At 70.7% G+C, this 21,811-nt stretch carries 20 protein-coding genes; 3 read left to right on the plus strand and 17 right to left on the minus strand.

Features of this window, described 5'->3' with window-relative positions:
- Nucleotides 1–437: 437 nt before the first annotated feature.
- The 6 genes from tyrS to argC form a co-directional block, all read right to left on the minus strand.
- A complete protein-coding gene (gene tyrS / locus FM112_RS14765) occupies nt 438–1,742 on the minus strand; it encodes a tyrosine--tRNA ligase (RefSeq protein WP_087008963.1) in 1,305 nt (434 codons plus the stop codon).
- Nucleotides 1,743–1,817: 75 nt separating this feature from the next.
- Entirely contained in the window at nt 1,818–3,239 is a 1,422-nt protein-coding gene (argH, locus tag FM112_RS14770) for an argininosuccinate lyase (RefSeq protein WP_087008965.1), read from the minus strand.
- Between the two features lie 76 nt (nt 3,240–3,315).
- Nucleotides 3,316–4,242, minus strand: coding sequence for an ornithine carbamoyltransferase (gene argF, locus FM112_RS14775; protein WP_087008967.1), 927 nt, complete (start codon nt 4,240–4,242; stop codon nt 3,316–3,318).
- Nucleotides 4,243–4,281: 39 nt separating this feature from the next.
- Entirely contained in the window at nt 4,282–5,190 is a 909-nt protein-coding gene (gene argB, locus FM112_RS14780) for an acetylglutamate kinase (RefSeq protein ID WP_087008969.1), read from the minus strand.
- Between the two features lie 13 nt (nt 5,191–5,203).
- Entirely contained in the window at nt 5,204–6,367 is a 1,164-nt protein-coding gene (gene argJ, locus FM112_RS14785) for a bifunctional glutamate N-acetyltransferase/amino-acid acetyltransferase ArgJ (RefSeq protein ID WP_087008971.1), read from the minus strand.
- Nucleotides 6,364–7,410, minus strand: a complete 1,047-nt coding sequence (gene argC, locus FM112_RS14790) for an N-acetyl-gamma-glutamyl-phosphate reductase (RefSeq protein WP_087008972.1) — start codon at nt 7,408–7,410, stop codon at nt 6,364–6,366. Before argC ends, argJ begins: the two co-directional genes overlap by 4 nt.
- Nucleotides 7,411–7,480: 70 nt before the next feature.
- On the opposite strand from argC, the gene FM112_RS14795 reads away from it, so the two are divergent.
- Both FM112_RS14795 and sufU read left to right on the plus strand, forming a co-directional pair.
- A complete protein-coding gene (locus FM112_RS14795) occupies nt 7,481–8,788 on the plus strand; it encodes an aminotransferase class V-fold PLP-dependent enzyme (RefSeq protein WP_254910522.1) in 1,308 nt (435 codons plus the stop codon).
- The gene (sufU, locus tag FM112_RS14800; protein WP_087008974.1) at nt 8,785–9,240 is read left to right on the plus strand and encodes a Fe-S cluster assembly sulfur transfer protein SufU; all 456 of its coding nucleotides are present in this window, start codon (nt 8,785–8,787) and stop codon (nt 9,238–9,240) included. Before FM112_RS14795 ends, sufU begins: the two co-directional genes overlap by 4 nt.
- Nucleotides 9,241–9,333: 93 nt before the next feature.
- Here the strand turns inward: sufU and pheT are convergent, their stop codons facing one another.
- The 10 genes from pheT to infC form a co-directional block, all read right to left on the minus strand.
- The gene (gene pheT, locus FM112_RS14805) at nt 9,334–11,904 is read right to left on the minus strand and encodes a phenylalanine--tRNA ligase subunit beta (protein ID WP_087008975.1); all 2,571 of its coding nucleotides are present in this window, start codon (nt 11,902–11,904) and stop codon (nt 9,334–9,336) included.
- Between the two features lie 2 nt (nt 11,905–11,906).
- The gene (pheS, locus tag FM112_RS14810; RefSeq protein ID WP_087008976.1) at nt 11,907–12,959 is read right to left on the minus strand and encodes a phenylalanine--tRNA ligase subunit alpha; all 1,053 of its coding nucleotides are present in this window, start codon (nt 12,957–12,959) and stop codon (nt 11,907–11,909) included.
- Between the two features lie 40 nt (nt 12,960–12,999).
- Nucleotides 13,000–13,968 (minus strand): amino acid ABC transporter permease, encoded by a 969-nt coding sequence (locus FM112_RS14815; protein ID WP_087008979.1) that lies wholly within the window; start codon nt 13,966–13,968, stop codon nt 13,000–13,002.
- Nucleotides 13,965–14,612 (minus strand): amino acid ABC transporter permease, encoded by a 648-nt coding sequence (locus FM112_RS14820; protein WP_087008981.1) that lies wholly within the window; start codon nt 14,610–14,612, stop codon nt 13,965–13,967. The genes FM112_RS14815 and FM112_RS14820 overlap by 4 nt, the downstream gene beginning before the upstream one ends.
- 105 nt (nt 14,613–14,717) lie before the next feature.
- Nucleotides 14,718–15,590, minus strand: a complete 873-nt coding sequence (locus FM112_RS14825) for a glutamate ABC transporter substrate-binding protein (protein WP_087008983.1) — start codon at nt 15,588–15,590, stop codon at nt 14,718–14,720.
- Nucleotides 15,591–15,629: 39 nt separating this feature from the next.
- On the minus strand, nt 15,630–16,415 hold the full coding sequence (locus tag FM112_RS14830; protein ID WP_176386853.1) for an amino acid ABC transporter ATP-binding protein: 786 nt from the start codon (nt 16,413–16,415) through the stop codon (nt 15,630–15,632).
- A gap of 125 nt (nt 16,416–16,540) precedes the next feature.
- Nucleotides 16,541–17,353, minus strand: a complete 813-nt coding sequence (locus FM112_RS14835; RefSeq protein WP_087008987.1) for an RNA methyltransferase — start codon at nt 17,351–17,353, stop codon at nt 16,541–16,543.
- Nucleotides 17,354–17,453: 100 nt separating this feature from the next.
- A complete protein-coding gene (rplT, locus tag FM112_RS14840; protein WP_087008989.1) occupies nt 17,454–17,840 on the minus strand; it encodes a 50S ribosomal protein L20 in 387 nt (128 codons plus the stop codon).
- Between the two features lie 48 nt (nt 17,841–17,888).
- Complete coding sequence (gene rpmI, locus FM112_RS14845; protein ID WP_087008991.1) at nt 17,889–18,083, minus strand: 50S ribosomal protein L35; 195 nt, start codon at nt 18,081–18,083, stop codon at nt 17,889–17,891.
- The gene (gene infC / locus FM112_RS14850; protein WP_087009130.1) at nt 18,083–18,706 is read right to left on the minus strand and encodes a translation initiation factor IF-3; all 624 of its coding nucleotides are present in this window, start codon (nt 18,704–18,706) and stop codon (nt 18,083–18,085) included. The genes rpmI and infC overlap by 1 nt, the downstream gene beginning before the upstream one ends.
- A 339-nt stretch (nt 18,707–19,045) precedes the next feature.
- On the opposite strand from infC, the gene FM112_RS14855 reads away from it, so the two are divergent.
- A complete protein-coding gene (locus FM112_RS14855) occupies nt 19,046–19,357 on the plus strand; it encodes a DUF1844 domain-containing protein (protein ID WP_087009131.1) in 312 nt (103 codons plus the stop codon).
- Nucleotides 19,358–19,405: 48 nt separating this feature from the next.
- On the opposite strand, the gene FM112_RS14860 is transcribed toward FM112_RS14855, so the two are convergent.
- Nucleotides 19,406–21,805: an HAD-IC family P-type ATPase gene (locus tag FM112_RS14860; RefSeq protein ID WP_254910523.1), complete on the minus strand. Its 2,400-nt coding sequence runs from the start codon at nt 21,803–21,805 to the stop codon at nt 19,406–19,408.
- Nucleotides 21,806–21,811 lie beyond the last annotated feature (6 nt).

Below are 21,811 nucleotides of genomic sequence, written 5' to 3' on the forward strand. Positions count from 1 at the left end.
GGGTCCAAAAAATGGCATTAGACAATAAAAGTGCACACTGTTGAGTTCTCAAGGATCGGATGCAACCGAACGCCCAACCCGACCAAATCGGGCCGCTGCTCGGCCGCAGCTAGAATATTTTTGCCCGAGTCGTCTGCGCTTGTCAACCTCGTGTTTCCACGCGGTTCACGCAGCTCGGGAACCGGAGACCTGAGCCTCCGACCTAGCCTCATCGACCGGAGCCGATGAGCCTGGAAGAAGCGCGCCGATCCGATGATCGGACCGTCTGGCTTCTTCGCTGTGTCGTTCGCGCTGCCCGGTTCACCCTGCGGTGTTCCGTGCCTCGCGGCGACAAGGAAGAACATTACGGACTTCCCACCCCTCGCGCAAATCAGGCCCGCATCTCGGGCGTGTCGTACGCCGAGATGCGGGCCTGTCCGTTGCGCCGCCGCGGGAGGCTACTCCCCCACGATGGCCCCTACGAGAGTCTTCTTGCCTCGACGGACGATGACCGCGCGGCCGGCGAGCAGGTCGTCCCCGCCGAGCACTCGATGCTCGTCCTCCACCCGGACGTTGTTCAGCGAGACCCCGCCCTGCTTGATCGCGCGCCGGGCGGCGCTCAGGGAGTCCACGGCCCCGGTGGCGACGAGCACCTGCGCGACCTCGTCGCCGATCGACGCCTCGGCGTGCGGCAGCTCGGCGATGGCGGAGCGGAGGGTTTCGCCGTCCAGCCGCCAGACATCCCCCTGGCCGAAGAGCGCCTCGGACGCGGCGATCGCCTTGTCGGTCGCCTCGTCGCCGTGGACGAGGGACGTGACCGCTCGGGCGAGCGCGCGCTGGGCCTCGCGGCGGAACGGCTCGCGCTGCACCTTCTCGGCGAACTCGCCGATCTCCTCCCGGGTGAAGAACGTGAACACCTTGAGACGGTCGACCACGTCGGCGTCGTCGGTGTTGAGCCAGAACTGGTAGAACGCGTACGCCGAGGTCAGCTCGGCGTCGATCCAGATCGCGTTGCCCTCGGACTTCCCGAACTTGGTGCCGTCCGAGTTGGTGATCAGCGGCGAGCCGAGCGCGTGCGCCGACGCCCCCTCCACGCGGCGGATGAGGTCCACGCCGCCGACGAGGTTGCCCCACTGGTCCGAGCCGCCGGTCTGCATCTCGAGCCCGTAGTTGCGGTAGAGCTGCAGGAAGTCGTAGGCCTGGAGGATCTGGTAGCTGAACTCGGTGTAGGAGATGCCCGCATCGGAGTTCAGCCGCGCCGAGACGGCGTCCTTCTTGAGCATCGACCCCACCCGGAAGTGCTTGCCGAGATCGCGCAGGAAGTCGATCGCGCTGAGGTCGATGGTCCAGTCCAGGTTGTTGGCCATGCGCGCGGCGTGCTCCCCCTCGAAGTCGAGGTACCACTCGACCTGTCCGCGCAGGCCCTCGACCCATTCCGCCACGACCTCGCGGGAGTTGAGCGTGCGCTCCGCGGTGGGCCGCGGGTCGCCGATCAGGCCGGTGGATCCGCCGACCAGGCCGATCGGGTTGTTGCCCGCGAGCTGCAGTCGGCGCAGGAGCAGCAGCTGCACCAGGTGGCCGAGGTGCAGGCTCGGCGCGGTCGGGTCGAAGCCGCAGTAATACGTGATCGGGCCCTCGTCCATGCGAGCCCGCAGCTCGTCCAGGTCCGTGGAGACGTGGATGTAGCCGCGCCACTCGAGTTCGTCGAGGATGTGGTCGAACGAGGGATCGTTCTTCTGCCATGAGAGATCGCGTAGTGTCACGCGCTCAACAGTACCAACACGGAAGGCCCCGATCGCGACGAGAATGCGCGATCGGGGCCCTGGGCGCGGGAGGGCTCAGCCGAGGAGCGCAGCGGCCCTGGCGCGGAGCTCCTCGAGCTGCTCGCGGACACGGGCGGGCGCGGTTCCGCCGCGGCCGTCGCGCGTCGCCACCGAGCCGTCCACGGTGAGCACCTCGCGCACCTCGGGGGTGAGGTGCTGGGAGACGCTCGCGAAGTCCTCGTCGTCGAGCCCGTCGAGGTCCACGCCCTTCGACTCCGCGAGCTTGACGCAGCCGCCCGAGATCTCGTGGGCGTCCCGGAAGGGCACGTGGCGCTTGACGAGCCACTCCGCGATGTCCGTGGCGAGCGAGAAGCCCTGGGGCGCGAGCTCGCGCATCCGCTCGCCGTGGAAGCGCATCGTCGCGACCATGCCCACGAAGGCGGGCAGCAGCACGTCGAGCTGCTCGACCGAGTCGAAGATCGGCTCCTTGTCCTCCTGCAGGTCGCGGTTGTAGGCGAGCGGGAGCGCCTTGAAGGTGGCCAGCAGGCCCGTGAGGTTGCCGAGCAGCCGGCCGGTCTTGCCCCGCGCGAGCTCGGGGATGTCCGGGTTCTTCTTCTGCGGCATGATGCTGGAGCCGGTGGAGTACGCGTCGTCGAGCGTGACGAAGCCGAACTCCTTGGTGTTCCAGACGATGATCTCCTCGCTCAGGCGCGAGATGTCGACCGCGACCTGCGCGAGCACGTACGCGTACTCGGCGACGAGGTCGCGCGAGGCGGTGCCGTCGATCGAGTTCGCGACGGAGGCGGAGAAGCCGAGCTCGCGGGCGACGCCGGTCGCGTCGAGCCCGAGGGTGGAGCCGGCGAGCGCCCCCGAGCCGTACGGCGACTCGTCGAGCCGGCGCCCGAGGTCCGCGATGCGGCCGAGGTCGCGCACGAGCGGCCACGCGTGGGCGAGCAGCTGATGCGCGAGCAGCACGGGCTGGGCGTGCTGGAGGTGCGTGCGCCCCGGCATGATCACGTCGAGGTGCCGCTCGGCCTGCTCGGCCAGCGCGTGCACGAGGGCGCCGATCTGCGCCGAGAGCGAGGCGGAGGTGTCGCGGATGTACATGCGCACGAACGTGGCGATCTGATCGTTCCGGCTCCGCCCGGCGCGCAGCTTGCCGCCGAGCTCGTGGCCGGCGATCTCCATGAGCCCGCGCTCGAGCGCCGAGTGCACGTCCTCGTCGGACTCCGCCGCGACGAAGCGGCCGTCGGCCACCCGGGCGCCAAGCTCGTCGAGCGCGGCGATCATGCCCTCCAGCTCGGCGTCGTCGAGGTACCCCGCGCGATGCAGCGCGCGGGCGTGGGCCCGGGAGCCCGCGAGGTCGTAGTGCGCGAGCTTCCAGTCGAACTGCGTCGACTTGGAGAGGCGCGCGAGCTCGGGCGAGGGTCCGCCCTCGAACCGGCCGCCCCACAGGGCGCCGTCCTCACCTGCGCGGGACTGCGGCTGATCTGTCATTGCGTGAACACTCCGGAGTTCTTCGGCGAGCCGGTCGTCCGCTCGCCGCGGTGGTCGATGGATGCGGGATGCCGGTTCAGCGCGACTGCTCGAGCAGCCACACCAGCAGGGCCTTCTGGGCGTGGAGGCGATTCTCGGCCTCGTCCCAGATGACGGACTGCGGGCCGTCGATCACGTCGGCGTCGACCTCGTAGCCGCGATCGGCGGGCAGGCAGTGCATGAAGATCGCGTCGGGCTTCGCGAAGCCCATGACCTCCTGCGTGACCCGGAAGCCGGCGAAGTCGTCGAGCCGCTGCTGCCGCTCGTCCTCGAGCCCCATCGAGACCCACGTGTCGGTGACCACCACGTCGGCGTCCGCGACCAGCCCGGCCACGTCCGTGCCGATCTCGATCGAGCCGCCCGCCTCCGCGGCGATGCGGCGCGCGTCCGTCACGACGTCCTCGCGGGGCAGGTAGCCCTCGGGCGAGGCGATCGCGACGTGCATCCCCGCGAGCGCGCAGGCGAGCAGGTAGGAGTGGCCCATGTTCGAGCAGCCGTCGCCGACGAAGGCGAGGCGCCGCCCCTCGGTGCCGCCCTTGTGCTCGCGGATGGTCAGCAGGTCGGCCAGCAGCTGGCAGGGGTGGAAGTCGTCGCTCAGGGCGTTCACGACGGGCACGCGGGCTCCCTCGCTCATCTGCTCGAGGCCCTCCTGCGCGTAGGTGCGCCACACGATGGCCGACACCATGCGCTCGAGCACGCGGGCCGTGTCCGAGGGGGTCTCCTTGCCGCCGAGCTGGCTCGACGCCGTCGTGAAGATGAGCGGGCTGCCGCCGAGCTCGGAGATGCCGACGTGGAAGGACACGCGCGTGCGGGTCGAGCTCTTGTCGAAGATCACCGCGACCGACTGCGGGCCGTCGAGCGGGCGGGTCGCGAATCGATCGCGCTTGAGCTTCGCCGCCAGGTCGAGGATCTCGGACTGCTCGGCGCGGGAGACGTCGTCGTCGCGGAGGAAATGTCTGATCATTCCTGCCCTTTCTAGATAGGTGACCACTGTAGCGCGGGGCTACTCGACGACCTCGGTGCCGAACCCGTCGGTGGTGAAGATTTCGATCAGGGTCGAGTGCGGCACCCGGCCGTCGATGATGGTCGCGTGCTTGACGCCGCCGTCGATGGCCTCGAGGCAGGCCTGCGCCTTGGGGATCATCCCCGACTCGAGGGTGCCGAGCATCTGCCGGAGCTCGTCCGCGGTGATGCTCGAGGCGAGCGAATCGCGGTCGGGCCAGTTGCGGTAGAGGCCCTCGACGTCGGTGAGCATCACGAGCTTCTTCGCCCCGAGCGCCACCGCGAGCGCCGCGGCGGCGCGGTCGGCGTTGATGTTCAGCGCCTTCCGGGGCTGGTCGACGTCGCTCGCGATGGTCGACACGACGGGGATACGCCCCGCCGCGATGTCCGCCCGGACCACGTTCGGGTTCACCGCCACGATCTCGCCGACGTGGCCGAGATCCACGGGGTTGCCCGAGGCGTCCGTGGTCTTGCGCTTGGCCTGGAAGAGTCCCGCGTCCTCGCCGGAGGTGCCGGTCGCGACCGGGGCGAGGTCGTTGATCGCCGAGACGAGCTCGCGGGCGACCTGCCCGCCGAGCACCATCCGCACGACCTCGATCGCCTCCTCGGAGGTGTAGCGGTAGCCCGCGCGGAACTCCGATTCGATGCCGAGCTTGTCGAGCATCCTGGAGATGTGCGGGCCGCCGCCGTGCACGACCACCGGGTGGACGCCGGCGTAGCGGAGGAACGCGATGTCGGAGGCGAAGGCCTCGATGAGCTCGGGATCAACCATCGCATTGCCGCCGAACTTCACGACGACGATCTGGTCGTTGTAGCGCTGCATCCAGGGCAGCGCCTCGATGAGGGTCTCGACCTTGGCGGTGGATGCGGCGAAGCGCGGGTCCGCCGAGACTTCGGAGGGGTCTGACATGGTGCCTTCCGGTCTAGGAGGAGTAGGCGCTGTTCTCGTGCACGTAGTCGTGCGTGAGGTCGTTGGTGAGGATCGTCGCCGAGGCGTCGCCGGCGTGGAGGTCGATGAGCACGTCCGTCTCGCGGGGCGAGAGGTCCACGCCCTCGACGGGCTCGTGCGGCGTTCCGGCCTTGCAGACCATCGAGCCGTTCATCGTCACGTCGATCGCCCGCGGGTCGAACCGCGCATCGGTCGTGCCGATCGCGGCGAGCACGCGGCCCCAGTTCGGGTCCTGGCCGAAGATGGCCGCCTTGAACAGGTTGGAGCGGCTCACGGCGCGCGAGACGTCCACGGCCTCCTGCTCGGTGGCGGCGCCGACCGTGGTGATCGCGATGTCGTGGCTCGAGCCCTCGGCATCCCTCTGGAGCATGCTCGAGAGCTCGGCGCAGAGATCGGTGAGCAGGCCCGTGAACTCCTCGAGGTCGGGCGTCACGCCGGCGGCGCCGGAGGCGAGCAGCGCGACGGTGTCGTTGGTGGACATGCAGCCGTCCGAGTCGACTCGGTCGAACGTGACCCTCGTGGCCGCGCGCAGCGCCGAGTCGAGCTGCGCCGACTCCAGGTCGGCGTCGGTGGTGATGACGACGAGCATCGTCGCGAGGCCCGGGGCCAGCATGCCGGCGCCCTTGGCCATGCCGCCGATCGTGTAGCCGGAGCCCGAGCGGGTGGCGACCTTCCGTACCGAGTCGGTCGTGAGGATGCCGTCGGCCGCGTCGGAGCCCGCGCCGGCGTCGGCGGCGAGCAGCGGATGCGCCGCCTCGACCCCGGCGAGCAGCTTGTCGCGCCAGGACTGGTCGCCCATGCCGATCAGGCCCGTGGAGGCGACGAGCACGTCGCCCGCGGAGAGGCCGAGCAGCCCCGCCGCCTTCTCCGCGGTGAGCCGGGTGGTCTCGGCGCCGAACTCGCCCGTGAAGCAGTTCGCCCCGCCGGAGTTGAGCGCGATGGCCGAGACCGTGCCGTCGGCGATGACCCGGCGCGACCAGGTGACGGGGTGCGCCTCGCAGCGGTTCTCGGTGAACACCGCGGCGGCCGCCGCGGAAGGCCCGTCGTTCACCACGAGCACGACGTCGCGGCCGCCGCTGGCCTTGAGCCCGGCGGCGACGCCGGCGGCGCGGAATCCTTGAGGTGCGGTTACTGTCACGGTGCTACTCCATTGATCGGCAGGCTGATGGTCTCTTCGAGGCCGAGCGAGATGTTCGCGGACTGCACGGCGGCGCCCGCCGTGCCCTTCCCGAGGTTGTCCAGGGCGCTGATCGCGATGAGCCGGCCCGCGCGCTCGTCGATGCCGAACGCGATCTGCGTGCGGTTCGAGCCCGCGACGTCCGAGGTGCGCGGGTACCGCCCGTCCTCGAGCAGCTCGATGAAGGTCTCGTCGCCGTAGGCCTCCTCGTAGGCTTCCCGGACCCGCTCGAGCGTCGCGCCCTCCGCGAGCTGCCCGGTGCAGGTCGCGAGGATGCCGCGCGAGGCCGGCACGAGGACGGGCGTGAAGCTGAGGCGCACGTCCCTGCCCGAGGCGTTGCGCAGGTTCTGCCGGATCTCGGGGTTGTGCCGGTGGCCGCCGAAGGCGTTGTAGGGCACGAGGTTGCCGATCAGCTCGCTCGCGAGCATGCCCACGGAGGCTTTCTTGCCCGCTCCGGAGGGGCCGACGGCGAGCACCGTGCTGATCCCCTCCGAGCCGATCAGGCCCGCGCGGACGAGCGGCGCCAGCGCGAGGGTCACCGCGGTGACGTTGCAGCCCGGCACGGCGATGCGGCGCGCGGCCTCGAGGTTGCGGCGCTGCTTGCCCCCGTCGGCGAGCACGAGCTCCGGCATCCCGTAGGTCCATGATCCGGCCCATTCGCCCGGGTAGTAGTCGGTCCAGTCCGCCTCCCGCTCGAGCCGGTGATCGGCCGCCGCGTCGACGACGAGCGTCCCCTCGGGGAGCTCCTCGGTGAGCGCGCCGGAGTGCCCGTGCGGCAGCGCGAGGAACACGACGTCGTGGCCGCGCAGCGATTCGGCCTCGGTCTTCTCGAGCACGAGGTCGCCGTAGCTCGCGAGATGCGGGTGCACGTCTCGCAGCCGCTGCCCCGCCTGCGAGTGGGCGGTCACCGTACGGACCTCGAATTCCGGGTGCACGGCCAGCAGGCGCAGCAGCTCGCCCCCGCCGTAGCCCGATGCACCGGCTACTGCTACCGAAAACGTCATGGGGTCCATCCTAAGCCCGGCGCGAGGACTACCCTGGTCTCCAGTGTCTCCCGACCCGCAGAGGAAAGTTTTGACGACATCGGAATCGCCCGCGTCCACCGCTCGACTCGACGACCGGCGCGCACAGGAGCTGCGCCGCGACTTCCCCGTCCTGAGTCAGGAGGTGCACGGCAGGCCGCTCGTCTACCTCGACTTCGGCGCCACCGCCCAGCGCCCGCGCGCGGTGCTCGATGCGGAACGCGCGTTCCTGTCCGAGCACAACGCCGCGGTGCACCGCGGCGCCCATGAGCTCGCCGCACTCTCGACGGGCGACTTCGAGGACGCGCGCGCGACCGTGGCCGAGTTCATCGGCGCCGACGTCGACGAGATCGCCTGGCAGTCCGGCGCGACGGACGCGCTCAACACCGTGGCCCTCGGCATCGGCGCCGCCTCGCGCGGGCGCGGCGGCGAGGGCTCGGCGCCCCTGCGGCTCGGGCCCGGCGACGAGATCCTCATCACCGAGGCGGAGCACCACGCCAACCTCGTGCCCTGGCAGGAGCTCGCGCTCGCGACCGGCGCCGCGCTGCGGTGGATCCCGGTCAACGAGCGGGGCACCTGGACGATCGACGACGCCCGCGCGCTCGTCTCCCCGCGCACGCGCATCATCGCCTTCGCGCACGTCTCGAACGTGACGGGCATGATCGCGCCCGTGGCGGAGCTCGTCGAGCTCGCCGCCGCCGTCGGCGCGATCACGGTGCTCGACGCCTGCCAGTCCGTGCCGCACCGGCCCGTGGACGTGCATGCCCTCGGCATCGACTTCGCCGCGTTCTCGGGCCACAAGATGGCCGGGCCGAACGGCATCGGCGTGCTCTACGGGCGCCGCGAGCGCCTCGCGCAGCTGCCTCCGGCCCGCACGGGCGGCTCGATGATCGAGGTGGTCGCCATGGACGGGACCACCTTCATGGACCCGCCCACCCGCTTCGAGGCGGGCACGCAGCCGGTCTCGCAGGCCGTGGCCCTCGCCGAGGCCTGCCGCTATCTGCGCGCCGTGGGCATGGAGGAGATCCGCCGGCACGAGGAGGCCATCGGCGCCCGCCTCGTGCGCGAGCTGAGCGCCATCCCCGGCGTCGCCGTGCTCGGGGACGGCCCCGACGCCCCTCGTTCCGGCCTCGCCTCGTTCGCCGTCGAGGGCGTGCACTCCCACGACGTCTCGCAGTTCCTCGACGCCGCCGGCATCGCGGTGCGCGGCGGCCACCACTGCGCCCAGCCGCTGCACCGCCGCCTCGGCCTGACCGCGTCGACGCGCGCCTCCTCCTACCTCACGACCTCGGACGACGAGATCGACGCCCTGCTCGACGCGCTCCGCGGCGTGCGCGCGTACTTCGGGGCGGACCGATGAGCGGCCTCGACAGCCTGTACCAGGACCTCATCCTCGATCACGCGCGGCGCCGCTCGGGCGAAGGGGCGATCGAGCCCTTCGACGCCGAGCACTTCGAGAAGAACCCGTCCTGCGGGGACGAGATCACGCTGCGCGTCCGGCTCGACGGGGACCGCATCGACGCGATCGGCTGGACCGGGGACGGCTGCTCGATCTCGATGGCCTCCGCCTCGATCCTCGTGGATCAGCTCCTCGGCCGCCCGGTCGCGGACGCGCGCCTCGGCGTGGACACGATGCGCGCGATGCTCCGCTCCCGCGGCGCCATGGACATCCCCGACGACTCCCCCGAGGCCGAGATCATCGGCGACGCCATCGCCCTCGAGGGCGTCGGCAAGTACGTCATGCGCGTGAAGTGCGCGATGCTCGGCTGGGTCGCGCTCGAGGCCGCGCTGCGGGAGGCCGAGGCCGCCTGACCCCGGGGCGGCCGGCGCTCCTGCGCCGCCCGCCGCACGGACAGGGGCCGTGCCCGCGGAGGATCGCGGGCACGGCCCCTGTCCGCATGCCGGTCAGGCGCGGATGCGCGCCCCGAACAGCTCGGCGGCGCGGGCGGCCCCGGCCTCCTTCGCCTCGCTCGCCTCGGCCGCGGTGAGCGTCCGGTCCGTCGCGCGGAAGCGGAGCGCGAAGGTGAGCGACTTCTCGCCGTCCTCGAGCCCCGCGCCGCGGTAGTCCGCGACGAGATGGCTCGACTCGAGCAGCGCTCCGGCACCGGCGCGGACCGCCTCGTGCACCTCCGCCGCGGGCACCGAGGCCGGCACCAGCAGCGAGAGGTCCTGCGTCGCCGCCGGAAAGCCCACGATCGTGCCCGCCGAGACGTGCCGGTCGGAGTGCTCCAGGACGCGGTCGATGTCGATCTCCGCCGCGGCCACGACCCGGGGCAGGTCGCGCTCGACCGTCACCGCCGGGTGCAGCTCGCCGGCGAAGCCGACGACGGCCTCCTCGCCCGCGGGCGAGACGACGTACACCTCGGCGCACCGGCCCGGGTGGAAGGCCCGATGCGAACCCCGCCGCACCCGCAGGTCGGCCGCCGTGGCGAGCGCCACGCGGTCCACCAGCTCGATCGCGTCCTGCCAGCCGTAGGGCTGCGCCTCGACGCCGGGCTGCTTGGGAGCGCGATTGCCGACGAGCACCGCGCCGAGCACGTAAGGCTGAGGCGGCAGGCCGTCGTCGAGCCGCTCGAGGGTCTCGGGGCTCGGACGCTCGGCCACCGGCGGCAGCTCGTCGACGCCGTACTCCTTCCCCGGCTCGGGGAGGAACACCCGGCCGAGCTCGAAGATGCCGAGGTCCGTCATCCCGCGGGCGACGTTGCGGTGCGCGACGCCGACCAGGCCCGGGAGCATGCTCCGGCGCAGCCAGGCCTGCTGCGCGTCCATCGCGTTCTGCAGCTTCATCTGCGCCACCGGCTTGCCCTCGGGCGACGAGAACAGCGCGTTCTCCGCCTCGGGCAGGAAGGGGTAGCTCAGCACCTCGACGTGGCCGGTGGCGGCGAGCACGTCGCTCAGCTTGCGGCGCAGCGTCTGCTCGCGGGTGAGGCCGTGGCCCTGGGGCGACTGCGGCAGCACCGAGGGGATGCGGTCGAAGCCCTGGAGCCGGCCGACCTCCTCGACGAGCGCCACGTCGGCCGTGAGGTCGGGGCGCCACGTCGGGGGCGTCACCTCGAGCACGTCGGCCTCGGGGTCCGCGACGGCGCAGCCGACCGCCTCGAGCGAGTCGATCACCTCCGCGCGCTCGTAGTCGATGCCCATGCGGCGGGCGGGCAGGTCGGCGGCCATGCGCACCGGCCGCGGCGCGCGGGGCTCGCCGAGCACGCTGCCGACGGGGCGGAGCGAGCCGCCCGCGAGCTCCACGAGCAGTTCGGCGACCCGGGCGCCCGCCCGGACGGCGACCGCCGGGTCCACCGTGCGCTCGAAGCGGCGCGAGGCCTCGGAGGGGAGGCGGTGGCGGCGGGCCGTGCGCGCGATGGAGATCGGCGAGAAGTTCGCCGCCTCGATGAACACGTTCTCGGTCGTGTCGGAGAGCTCGGTCTCCATGCCGCCCATGACGCCGGCGAGGCCGATCGGGCCGCGGTCGTCGGTGATGAGGATGTCCTCGTCCGAGAGCGCGCGGTCGTTGCCGTCGAGGGTCGTGAGCCGCTCCCCCTGCCGCGCGCGACGGACGTGGATGCCGCCGCGGAGCCGGTCGAGGTCGTAGCCGTGGATGGGCTGGCCGAGCTCGAGCATCACGTAGTTCGTGATGTCGATGAGCAGGCCCAGCGGGCGCATGCCCGCGAGGCGGAGGCGCTGGGCGAGCCAGGCCGGGGTGGGGCGCGCCGGGTCGACGCCGGTGACGACGAAGCCGGCGAAGACCTCGCTGAGCGGCTGCTCCCGCACGGCCCGCTCCTCGGCGATCGACACGGGCACCCGCACCTCGTCGGCGGCGGGCGCGAGCCCGCGCTCGACGATCCCGTCGAGCTCGGGGCGGAGCGCGGGATCGCTGAACTCCGCGCCGGTGGCGTGCGAGTACTCGCGGGCCAGGCCGCGGAGCGACATCGCGTAGCCGCGGTCGGGGGTCACGTTCACCTCGACCGCGACGTCGTCGAGGCCGAGCAGCGGCAGCGCGGGGGTGCCCGGCGCCGCCTCGACGCCCTTGCGCTCGAGCACGATGATCCCGTCGTGGTCCTCGCCGAGGCCCAGCTCGCGCTCGGAGGCGATCATGCCGTCGGACACGTGCCCGTAGGTCTTGCGCGCCGAGATGACGAAGTCGCCCGGCAGCTCGGCGCCGGGCAGCGCGACGACGACGTGGTCGCCCGCGCCGAAGTTGTGCGCGCCGCAGACGATGCCGCGGACGTCCGCGCCGCCGTCGGCCGCCTGCTCCCCCTCGGGCGCGACGCGCACCTGGCACCAGTTGATGGTCTTGCCGTTCTTCTGCGGCTCGGGGGTCCGCTCGAGGACCTCGCCCACCACGATCGGCCCGGACACGCCGGCCGCGTGGATCGCCTCGTCCTCGAGGCCCACGCGCACGAACGCGTCGAGCACCTCGCGAGGAGTCGCCTCGGCGGGCACGCCGACGTACTCGCGCAGCCAAGAAATCGGGACACGCATCCCTAGATCACCATCCCAAACTGTTCGCTGAAGCGGATATCGCCCTCGACGATGTCGTGCATATCCGTGAGGTCGTTCCGGAACATGAGCGTGCGCTCGATGCCCATGCCGAACGCGAAGCCCTGGTACTCCTCCGGGTCGACCCCCGCGGCGCGGAGCACGTTGGGGTGCACCATGCCGCAGCCGCCCCACTCGATCCAGCGCGGGCCGCCCTTGGCCAGCGGGTGCCAGATGTCCATCTCGGCGCTCGGCTCGGTGAACGGGAAGTAGTTGTTCCGCAGGCGGATCTTCGCGTCCTCGCCGAACATCGACTTCGCGAAGTGCTCGAGCGTGCCGCGAAGATGCGCCATGGTGAGGTCGCGGTCGATCGCCAGCCCCTCGAACTGCATGAACACGGGCGTGTGGGTCGCGTCGAGCTCGTCCGTCCGGAAGGTGCGGCCCGGCGACAGCACGTACAGCGGAACGCCCCGCTCGAGGAGCGCGCGCATCTGCACCGGCGAGGTGTGAGTGCGCAGCAGCATGTGGCGCTCGACGGGCTCGACGAAGAAGGTGTCCTGCATCGCCCGGGCCGGGTGGTCCGCGTCGAAGTTGAGCGAGTCGAAGTTGTACCACTCGCTCTCGAGCTCGGGGCCGTCCACGATGTCCCATCCGATGCCCGTGAAGATGTCGGAGACCCGGTCGCGGAGCATCGTGAGGGGATGGCGCGCGCCGTTGCGCTCCCGACGAGCGGCCGCCGTGACGTCCACGGCCTCGGCCTCGATGCGCGCGGCCTCCTCGGCCGCCGCGAGCGCCTCCTCGCGGGCCGCGAAGGCCTGGTTGACCCGGCCGCGCGCGCTGCCGACGAGCTTGCCGGCCTCCTTCTTCTGCTCCTTCGGCACGTGGCGCATGAAGGAGTTGAGTTGCGCGAGCGTCGAGCCCTCGCCGATGTGCTCCGAGCGCACGCGCTTGAGCGCGGCGGCATCGGGCGCCTCGGCGATGGCGGCGAGCGCGGCCGTCACGGCCTCGTCCACCGCCTCCGGCGTGATTGGGTTTTCAGACGAATTGGATGCAGACACGGGGCCCTAGTCTAGTCGGCCGAGGCCCCGCGTCCCGCATTCACGCGGGTCCGTTCTCCTTGCGGGCGCCCAATGCGCTCTCGGGGCTGCCCACGGAGAGCAGCGCGGTGTCGAGCCCGGCGCCCCCGCCCGGGGCCTTGGGGGCGCCACGGCGGCGGCCCCTGCGCGTGGGACCGGCGCCCTTCGGGCCGCTGCGGCGCGCGAGCCAGCGGGCCAGCGCGCTCAACGCGAAGTTCACGACGAGGTAGATGAGCAGCGAGACGAAGAACAGCGAGAACGAGTACGTCCCGGAGCCGTAGTAGTCCTTGAGCTGGTAGGAGACCCGCAGCAGCTCCGGATACGCCACGATGTAGGCCAGCGACGTGTCCTTGAGCAGCACCACGAGCTGCGCGACGATGATCGGCAGCATCTGCCGGAACGCCTGCGGGAGCTCGATGATGAAGCGGGTCTGCATGTGCGTGAAGCCGAGCGAGGACGCCGCCTCGGCCTGCCCGCGCGGGAGCGAGGTCACGCCGGCCCGCAGCGCCTCGCCGATGATCGCGCCGTTGTAGATGCCGAGCGCCCAGACCACGGCCCAGTAGTCGCCGACCTTCAGCCCGAGCAGGATGAAGAGCATCATGAGCAGGACCGGCATGCCGCGGAAGAACTCGAGCACGATCGTGAACGGCACCCGGATGAACGGGTTCTTCGCCATCCGGCCGAGCGCGAAGATCACGCCGATCACGAGCGCGAGCACCGCGGCCAGACCGGCCGCGCGCAGCGTGCCCATGACCAGGCCGCGCCACAGCAGGCCCTCCCACACCTCGGGGTCGGCGAAGATGTCCCAGCGGGAGGGGTCCCAGAGGCCGGGCAGCTCCGCGCCGGCGGCCGTGATGCGGGGCTGGCCGAGCTGGAAGATGAACCAGCCGAGCAGGAAGACGACGATCGCGCCCGAGACGGCGGAGATGACTCGGGAACGGGCCCGGGCCTTGGGGCCCGGCGCGTCGTAGAGGACTGATGCGCTACTCATCGGAGCACCGCCACCTTTCGCTCGACGTAGTTGGCGATGAGGCCGAGGGGGATCGTGATGAGCAGGTAGAACAGGGCGATGCCGAGGAGGATCATGATGACCTCGCTGCCGTGCCGGTTCACGAGCGTCTTCGAGATCGCCACGAGTTCGACGACGAGGAACCCCGACGCCACGGAGGTGTTCTTCGCGAGGGCGATGATGACGTTGATGAGCGGGGGCACGACCATCCGCATCGCCTGCGGCAGGATGATGATCGTCACCGTCTGCGAGAACTGCATGCCGAGCGAGCGGGCCGCCTCGGCCTGCCCGAGCGGCACGCCGTTGATGCCCGAGCGGAGCGCCTCGGCGATGAACGGCGAGGTGTAGACCGACAGGGCGATGAACGCGCCGATCTTCGAGTTGACGCCGAGGTCGAGCACGGGCAGCACGACGATGATCAGGAAGAACACGAGCGTGAGCGGGGTGTTCCTGATGAGCTCCGTGTAGGAGGTGGCGATCAGCCGCAGCGCGGGGATCGGCGAGATGCGCAGGAAGGCGACCACCGTCCCGATGAGGATCGCGCCGAGCGCGCCGACGGCCAGCAGCTGCAGCGTGGTGAGGAAGCCCTGGAGGACGAGGTCCCAGTTGGTCAGTATCGCGTTCATCGCGTCATAGTCCTCGCGTGAGAAGAAGGGGGTGCCTGCGTGCGGGACGGCCGTGCGGCGACGGCGGGGATGCCGCCGTCACCGCACGGAGCCGGCGCGGACCGATCAGTAGCGGTCCACCTCGGGCGGCTCGGGCATCGTCAGGTTGTCCCCGACGGTGGACTGCCAGGCGTTCTCCCAGCGGCCGTCCTCGTAGGACGCCTCGAGCGTGTCGTTGATGAAGTCGCGGAACTCGTCGTCGCCCTTCTGCAGGCCGACGCCGTAGGGCTCCTCGGTGAAGAACCCGTCGACCACCTCGAACTCGTCGCCGTTCTGGTCGACGAGGCCGGCGAGGATCACGTTGTCCGTCGTCAGCGCATCGGCCTGGCCGGAGCGGATGGGCTCGATGCAGTCGGAGTACTTGTCCACCGTGATGACGCTGTCCGTGTACTCGCGGATGTTCTCCTCCGAGGTCGACCCCGTCACGGTGCAGACCGTGGCGTCGCCGAGCTGCTCGGGATCGGAGGTGATGCCCTTCGGGTTGCCCGCGGGCACGAGGAACGACTGCCCGGCCACGTAGTAGGGCCCCGCGAAGTCGATGACCTCCTTGCGGTCGTCGTTGATCGTGTACGTCGCGACGACGATGTCGACCTGGCCGTCCTGGATGAACGGCTCGCGGTTCTGCGAGACGGTCTCGACCCAGTCGATGTTCTCGGGCGCGATGCCCAGCTCGGCGGCGATGATCTTCGCGATCTCGACGTCGAAGCCCTCGGGCGTGCCGTCGGGGCCCGCGAGGCCGAACAGGGGCTGGTCGAACTTGGTGCCGACGGTGATCGAGCCCTTCTCGGCGAGCGCGGCCATGGTCGTGCCCTCCTCGAACTGCACGTCCTCCTGGACCTCCGGGTCGCTGCCGCCACCGCCGTCGCCGGAGCAGCCGGCGAGGACGAGCGCTGCGGACATCGCGAGGCCGATTCCTGCGAATGCCTTCTTGTGTTTCATGAAAACTCCTTTGTTCTCCACGATCGTACGGTTCGGTATTCAGTTCGTGAGGATCTTCGAGAGGAAGTCCTTCGCCCGCGCGGACTGCGGATTCGTGAAGAACTCCTCGGGCGGCGCCTCCTCGACGATCGCCCCCTCGTCCATGAAGATCACTCGATCCGCGGCCTTCCTCGCGAACCCCATCTCGTGGGTGACGACCACCATGGTCATCCCCTCCTTGGCCAGCTCGACCATCACGTCGAGCACCTCGTTGATCATCTCCGGGTCGAGCGCCGAGGTCGGTTCGTCGAGCAGGATGAGCTTCGGGTTCATCGCGAGCGAGCGGGCGATCGCGACGCGCTGCTGCTGCCCGCCGGAGAGCTGCGCCGGCATCTTGTGGGCGTGCGCCTCGACGCCGACGCGCTTGAGGAGCTCCATCGCCCGCTTCTCGGCGTCCTTGCGCGGCACCTTCCGGACCTTGACGGGCGCGAGCGCCACGTTCTCCAGCACCGACTTGTGCGCGAAGAGGTTGAAGGACTGGAAGACCATCCCGACGTCGCTGCGGAGCTTCGCGAGCCCCGAGCCCTCCTCCGGGAGCAGCTCCCCGTCGATGAAGATCTGCCCCTCCTGGATGGTCTCGAGCCGGTTGATCGAACGGCAGAGCGTCGATTTCCCCGAGCCCGAGGGGCCGATCACGACGACGACCTCGCCGCGGGCGACCGTGGTGTTGATGTCGCGGAGGACGTGGTTCTCGCCGAACCACTTGTTGACGCCCGCCATCTCGATGAGAGGGCGTTCGTTCTGGAGCGGCACGCTACTGGCACCTTTGTCAGGCTGTTGCTGCATGGAGACAGCATATTGTCATGCCGCGAGCCGCGGAGCGGGGAGCCCGGCAATTTACCCATTCGTTACCAACGTGCAGCGAAAGCTGCGGCCCCGCTCCCCGGCCCGCCGCGATCCTCGTGCGGTATCTACAACTCCGCGCGGGTGCGCTGGGCGAAGGCGCTCTCGTAGAGGCACACGCTGGCTGCGGTCGCGAGGTTCATCGACTCCGCGCTGCCGTAGATCGGCACCGAGAGCGAGGCGTCGCACTGCGCCACGAGCTCCTCGGGCAGGCCGCGCGCCTCGTTGCCGAACACCCAGGCGGTCGGTGCGGCGAGCTCGCCGGCGTCGCGGGCGGCCAGCAGATCCCCGCCGCGCACGTCCGCGGCGACGACGCGGAGCCCCGCGGCCCGGGCCCGAACCACGGCGTCCTCGAACTCCGCCTCGACGGCGATGGGCACGTGGAACAGGGAGCCGGTGGTCGAGCGCACCACCTTGGCGTTGTAGAGGTCGACCGTGCGCCCCGTCAGCACGATCGCGTCGGCGCCGGCGGCGTCCGCGAGGCGGATGATCGTGCCGAGGTTGCCCGGGTCGCGAACCTCCTCGAGGATCGCGACGAGCTTCGGCTCGCCGTCGAAGATGCGCTTGAGCGCGGTCGGGAACTGCCGCGCGACGGCGATCACGCCCTGGGGGTTGCGGGTGTCGGCCATCGCGTCGACGGCCTCCTCGCTCGCGAAGAGCACCTCGATGCCGGCCCGCTCGGCGAGTTCGCCGATGTCGCGGTGCCGTTCGAGGGCGGTCGGGGTGATGAAGAGCTCGCCGATGAGATCCGGGCGGTCGGAGAGCCCCTCGCGCACCGCCTGCGGGCCCTCGAGCACGAACTCGGCCCGCTCGGTGCGCTCGGCCTTCTGCGCGAGGCGGCGGACCTCGCGGACCTTCTGGTTGCGGGGGGACTCGATCATGACGGGCTCCTCTGGGGCGACGGATGCGGTTGCGGCGGCTGGTGGAAAGCGATGGGGGCGGTCGGCAACCCGGCCGACCGCCCCCGATGGCAGAACTCGACTACGCGGCGCTCTTCGGCGCCGAGGTGTCGGCGGGAAGCGCGGCCTTCGCCTGCTCCACGAGCGCGGCGAACGCGGCGGGCTCGTTCACGGCGAGCTCGGCGAGCATGCGGCGGTCGACCTCGACGCCGGCCAGGTTGAGGCCCTGGATGAAGCGGTTGTAGGTGAGGCCGTTCGCGCGGGAGGCCGCGTTGATGCGCTGGATCCAGAGGCGGCGGAAGTCGCCCTTGCGGTCCTTGCGGTGGTCGTAGTTGTAGACAAACGAGTGGATGACCTGCTCTTTTGCCTTGCGGTAGAGGCGCGAACGCTGACCGCGGTAACCGGATGCGCGCTCGAGGGTGACGCGACGCTTCTTCTGGGCGTTGACCGCCCGCTTCACACGTGCCATTGCAGTGTTCTCCTAAAAAATCTCGGGTTGGAATTCTGAAGGTCGGCGTTACTTGCCGAGCAGCTTCTTGATGACCTTGGCGTCCTGGGGCGCGACGACCTGGTCCTGGTTGAGGCGGGTCTTGCGACGCGCGCGCTTCACCTCGAGGTTGTGGCGCATACCGGCCTGCTGCTTCATGACCTTGCCACTGCCAGTGACCTTGAAGCGCTTCTTGGTGCCCGAGTGGGTCTTCTGCTTCGGCATCAGTTCTCCTTGGTATTCGACTCAGCCGCGGGGGTTGCGGCGGCGTTCTTCGCGGCACGGGCCGCCTGCTTCTGCTCGTTGCGGCGCGCGTTCTGCTGGGCCTTCGCCTCGGACTTGTTCTTGACCGGGGCGATGATCATCACCATGTTGCGACCGTCGAGCTTGGGACGATTCTCGGCGTTGCCGAATTCGGCGACGTCCTCAGCGAACTTCTGGAGGAGCTTCGCACCCATCTCCGGGCGCGACTGCTCGCGACCGCGGAACTGGATGATGGCCTTCACCTTGTCACCCGACTCGAGGAACCCGATCGCGCGCTTGAGCTTGGTGGTGTAGTCATGGTCGTCGATCTTCAGGCGGAAGCGCACCTCTTTGAGGACGGTGTTCGCCTGGTTGCGGCGTGCCTCCTTGGCCTTCTGAGCGGCCTCGTACTTGAACTTCCCGTAGTCCATGATCTTCGCCACGGGAGGGGTGCTGTTCGGGGAGACCTCGACGAGATCGAGATCGGCTTCCTGCGCGAGACGCAGGGCCATGTCGAGTTTGACGACACCGACCTGCTCGCCACTCGGACCGACGAGTCGGACTTCGCGCGCGCGGATGCGGTCATTGGTGCGGGGTTCGCTGATGGATGACTCCTTTGCTCGTGTGTGAATTGCTTCACCGGGTGGACGACAGAATTCACCACCCCGAGGGTGAACCGGTACGGAACACACACGGCAAGCCGGATCGCTGCCCTTGCGGGAAGCACTCTCCTGGCGGCTGACCCGGTAACCTTGAGCGGTATGCGCGGGTGGGACGAATCCTCTTGTCACGAGAGCTTGATTCACAAACTCCAGCGAATAGCTTAGCAGAGGATCACTCTCGAAAGGAACACCTTGACCGATTCACAGCCGACTCCGACGGACGGGCGGCCAGCAGACGCGGCCGACCGCTACGCGTTCGAGCCCCAGGACCTCGATGCGCAGCTGCGCGACATCGCGGAGGTGCCCGCGGTAGAGCTCATCACCACGGTGGCGGTGCACCTCATGAGCGCCGCCGCCGTCAACCTCGGCCTGGCCGAGGAGGGCGAGGACACCCTCGACCTCGACGAGGCGCGCAAGCTCATCTCCTCGCTCGCGGGCCTGATCACCGCGTCGCTCCCCTACCTGGGCGATCATCACGCCCGCCCCCTGCGCGACGGCCTGCGCTCCCTGCAGCTCGCCTTCCGCGAGGCGTCCTCCGTGCCCGACCCCGTCGGCAAGGGCCCGGGCGAGGACTACACGGGCCCGGTCTTCTGACCCGGAGCACGTCCGACGGACTCGCCGGCCGCTCCCCCGCCTCGGGGGTCAGCGGCCGGCGAGTTCGCGTTCGGCGCTGCGCGCGCGCCAGCGCCCGTGGAGCTCCAGGAGCGCGCAGCCGACCGCGCAGATGCCGCCGGCCGCGAACAGCACCGGGGCGTCCGGCCACGCGAAGCCGAAGAACCAGACCGTGAGCGGCGTGAACATCGCGAGCAGCAGCACGCCGATGCAGCCCAGCAGCACCGCCGCCAGCAGCGGGCGGAACGGACGGCAGACGAGCCCGAGGACCCAGAGGCTCAGCACCGCCATGACGATGGAGGCCGCGGTCTGCTGCTGCGCGACCGTCTGCCCGTAGCGGTCGCCGAACCACGCGACCGCGAGCACTCCGGCGGTGATCACCGCCCCCGCGGGCAGCGCGAACGACAGGGCCCTGCGGAAGTAGCCCGCGATGTAGCGGCGGGAGTTCGGCAGCAGCGCGAGCACGAACGCGGGCCAGCCGATCGAGATGCCGTCGAGGAGCGAGAGCTGCCGGGGCTCGAAGGGGTACCGGACGAGCATCAGCCCGAAGATGATCGCGATGAGGAACGCCCAGGCGGTCTTCGCCAGGTACAGCATGGACAGCCGCTCCACGTTCGCGATCGCCTGCCGCCCCTCCAGCACCACGCTCGGGAGCGCCTCGAACTGGTTGTCGAGCAGCGTCAGCCTCGACACGGCCCGGGAGGCCCCGGAGCCGTTGCCCATCGCGATGCCGAGGTCCGACTCCTTGAGGGCGAGCACGTCGTTGACGCCGTCGCCGGTCATCGCCACCACGTGCCCCTTGGCCTGCAGCGCCTGCACCATCTGGCGCTTCTGCACGGGGGTCACCCGGCCGAACACGTGGTTGTCCTCCATGACCTCGCCGAGCAGCTCCGGGTCGTCCGGCAGCGTGCGCGAGTCGATGCCGGTCTCGTCCGCCCCGATGAGCCCCGCCTCCCGGGCGACCGCGGTCACGGTGCGGGGATCGTCACCGGAGATCACCCGCAGCGAGACGCCCTCCTCGTGGAAGTAGCGGATCGTCTCGGCGGCATCCGCCCGGATGCGCTCCCGCAGCGAGAGCACGAGCACGCCCCGCCGCTCCGCCGGGAGCGCCGCGGCCCGGGACGCGGCCGTCGTGAGGCCCTCCGCGTCGTGGCAGAGCGCGACCACGCGGAGCCCGGCGCTGCTGAGCCGCTCGACCTCCTCGAGGAGCTCCGCGTCGCGGTCCGGCTGGAGGACGATGTCGGGTGCGCCCAGGATCCAGGTGCCGGGGGCTTCCGCACCCTCGAGGCTCAGCGCCGACCACTTCCGTTGCGAGTCGAACGGGATCGCCGTCGCGACGGGGCGCGCGAGGCCCGCGCCGTACTCCTCGACGAGACTGCGCGCGGTCTCGTTCGCGCCCTCGTCCGCGGCGAAGGAGGCCAGCGCGTGCCGCCACCCCGGCGCCGGATCCGGGCCGGGGTGCGTGTCGCCGTAGGCCACCCCGCCCTCGGTGAGCGTGCCCGTCTTGTCGAAGCACAGCACGTCCACGCGCGCGAGCCCCTCGACCGCGTGGAGCTCCTGGACGAGCACCTTCTTGCGCCCGAGCTTGAGCGCCCCAGCCGCGAACGCGACGGAGGTCATGAGCAGCAGGCCGAGGGGCACGAGCGCGATGGCCGCCGCCACGGCGCCGACCGCGGCCTCCCGCCAGGCGCCCGTCTCGATCGCCGCCTCCCAGCCGCCGAACGCCTGGATCTGGCCGTTCACGACGATGAGCAGCACCGGCAGCAGCAGCCACGCGACCAGGCGCAGCACCCGGTTGAGGCCGTTGCGGATCTCCGAGTTGACGAGCGAGAACCGCTTGGCCTCGGCCGTCAGCTTCGCGGCGAAGGACTCCCCGCCCACGCGCTCGAGCGTGGCCGTGGCGCTGCCCGCGACGACGATGGCGCCCGACAGCAGGGCGGCGCCCTCGGGCTTGTCGACCGCGTCCTCCTCCCCGGTCAGGAGCGACTCGTCGACCTGCAGGCCCGTCGCGGTCTCCACCCGGGCGTCCGCGGGGATCTGGTCGCCGGCGCGCAGCGCGATGAGGTCGCCGACGACGAGCTCGTCGCGGTGCAGGTCGACGAGTCCCCCGCTGCGGTACGCCTTGGCGTGCGGGGCGCTGAGCACCCGCAGGTTGTCGAGCTGGCGCTTGGCGGAGTACTCCTGCCAGACGCCGATGATCGAGTTCGCGACGGCGGAGAAGCCGAAGATCGCGTCCTGCCACCGGCCGAGCACCGCGAGCAGCGTGAAGCAGGCCAGCACGATGCCGTTGAAGAGGGTGAACACGTTCGCCCGCAGGATCTCCCACATCGACCGGCTCGTGCTGGTGGGCAGGACGTTGGAGCCGTGCTCCGCCCGCGAGCGCGCAACCTGGTCGTCGTCGAGGCCCTTCGGGCGGGTTTCGGTAGTCACCCGTCG

The sequence above is a fragment of the Gulosibacter sp. 10 genome, assembly GCF_900163695.1.
GTDB lineage: Bacteria > Actinomycetota > Actinomycetes > Actinomycetales > Microbacteriaceae > Gulosibacter.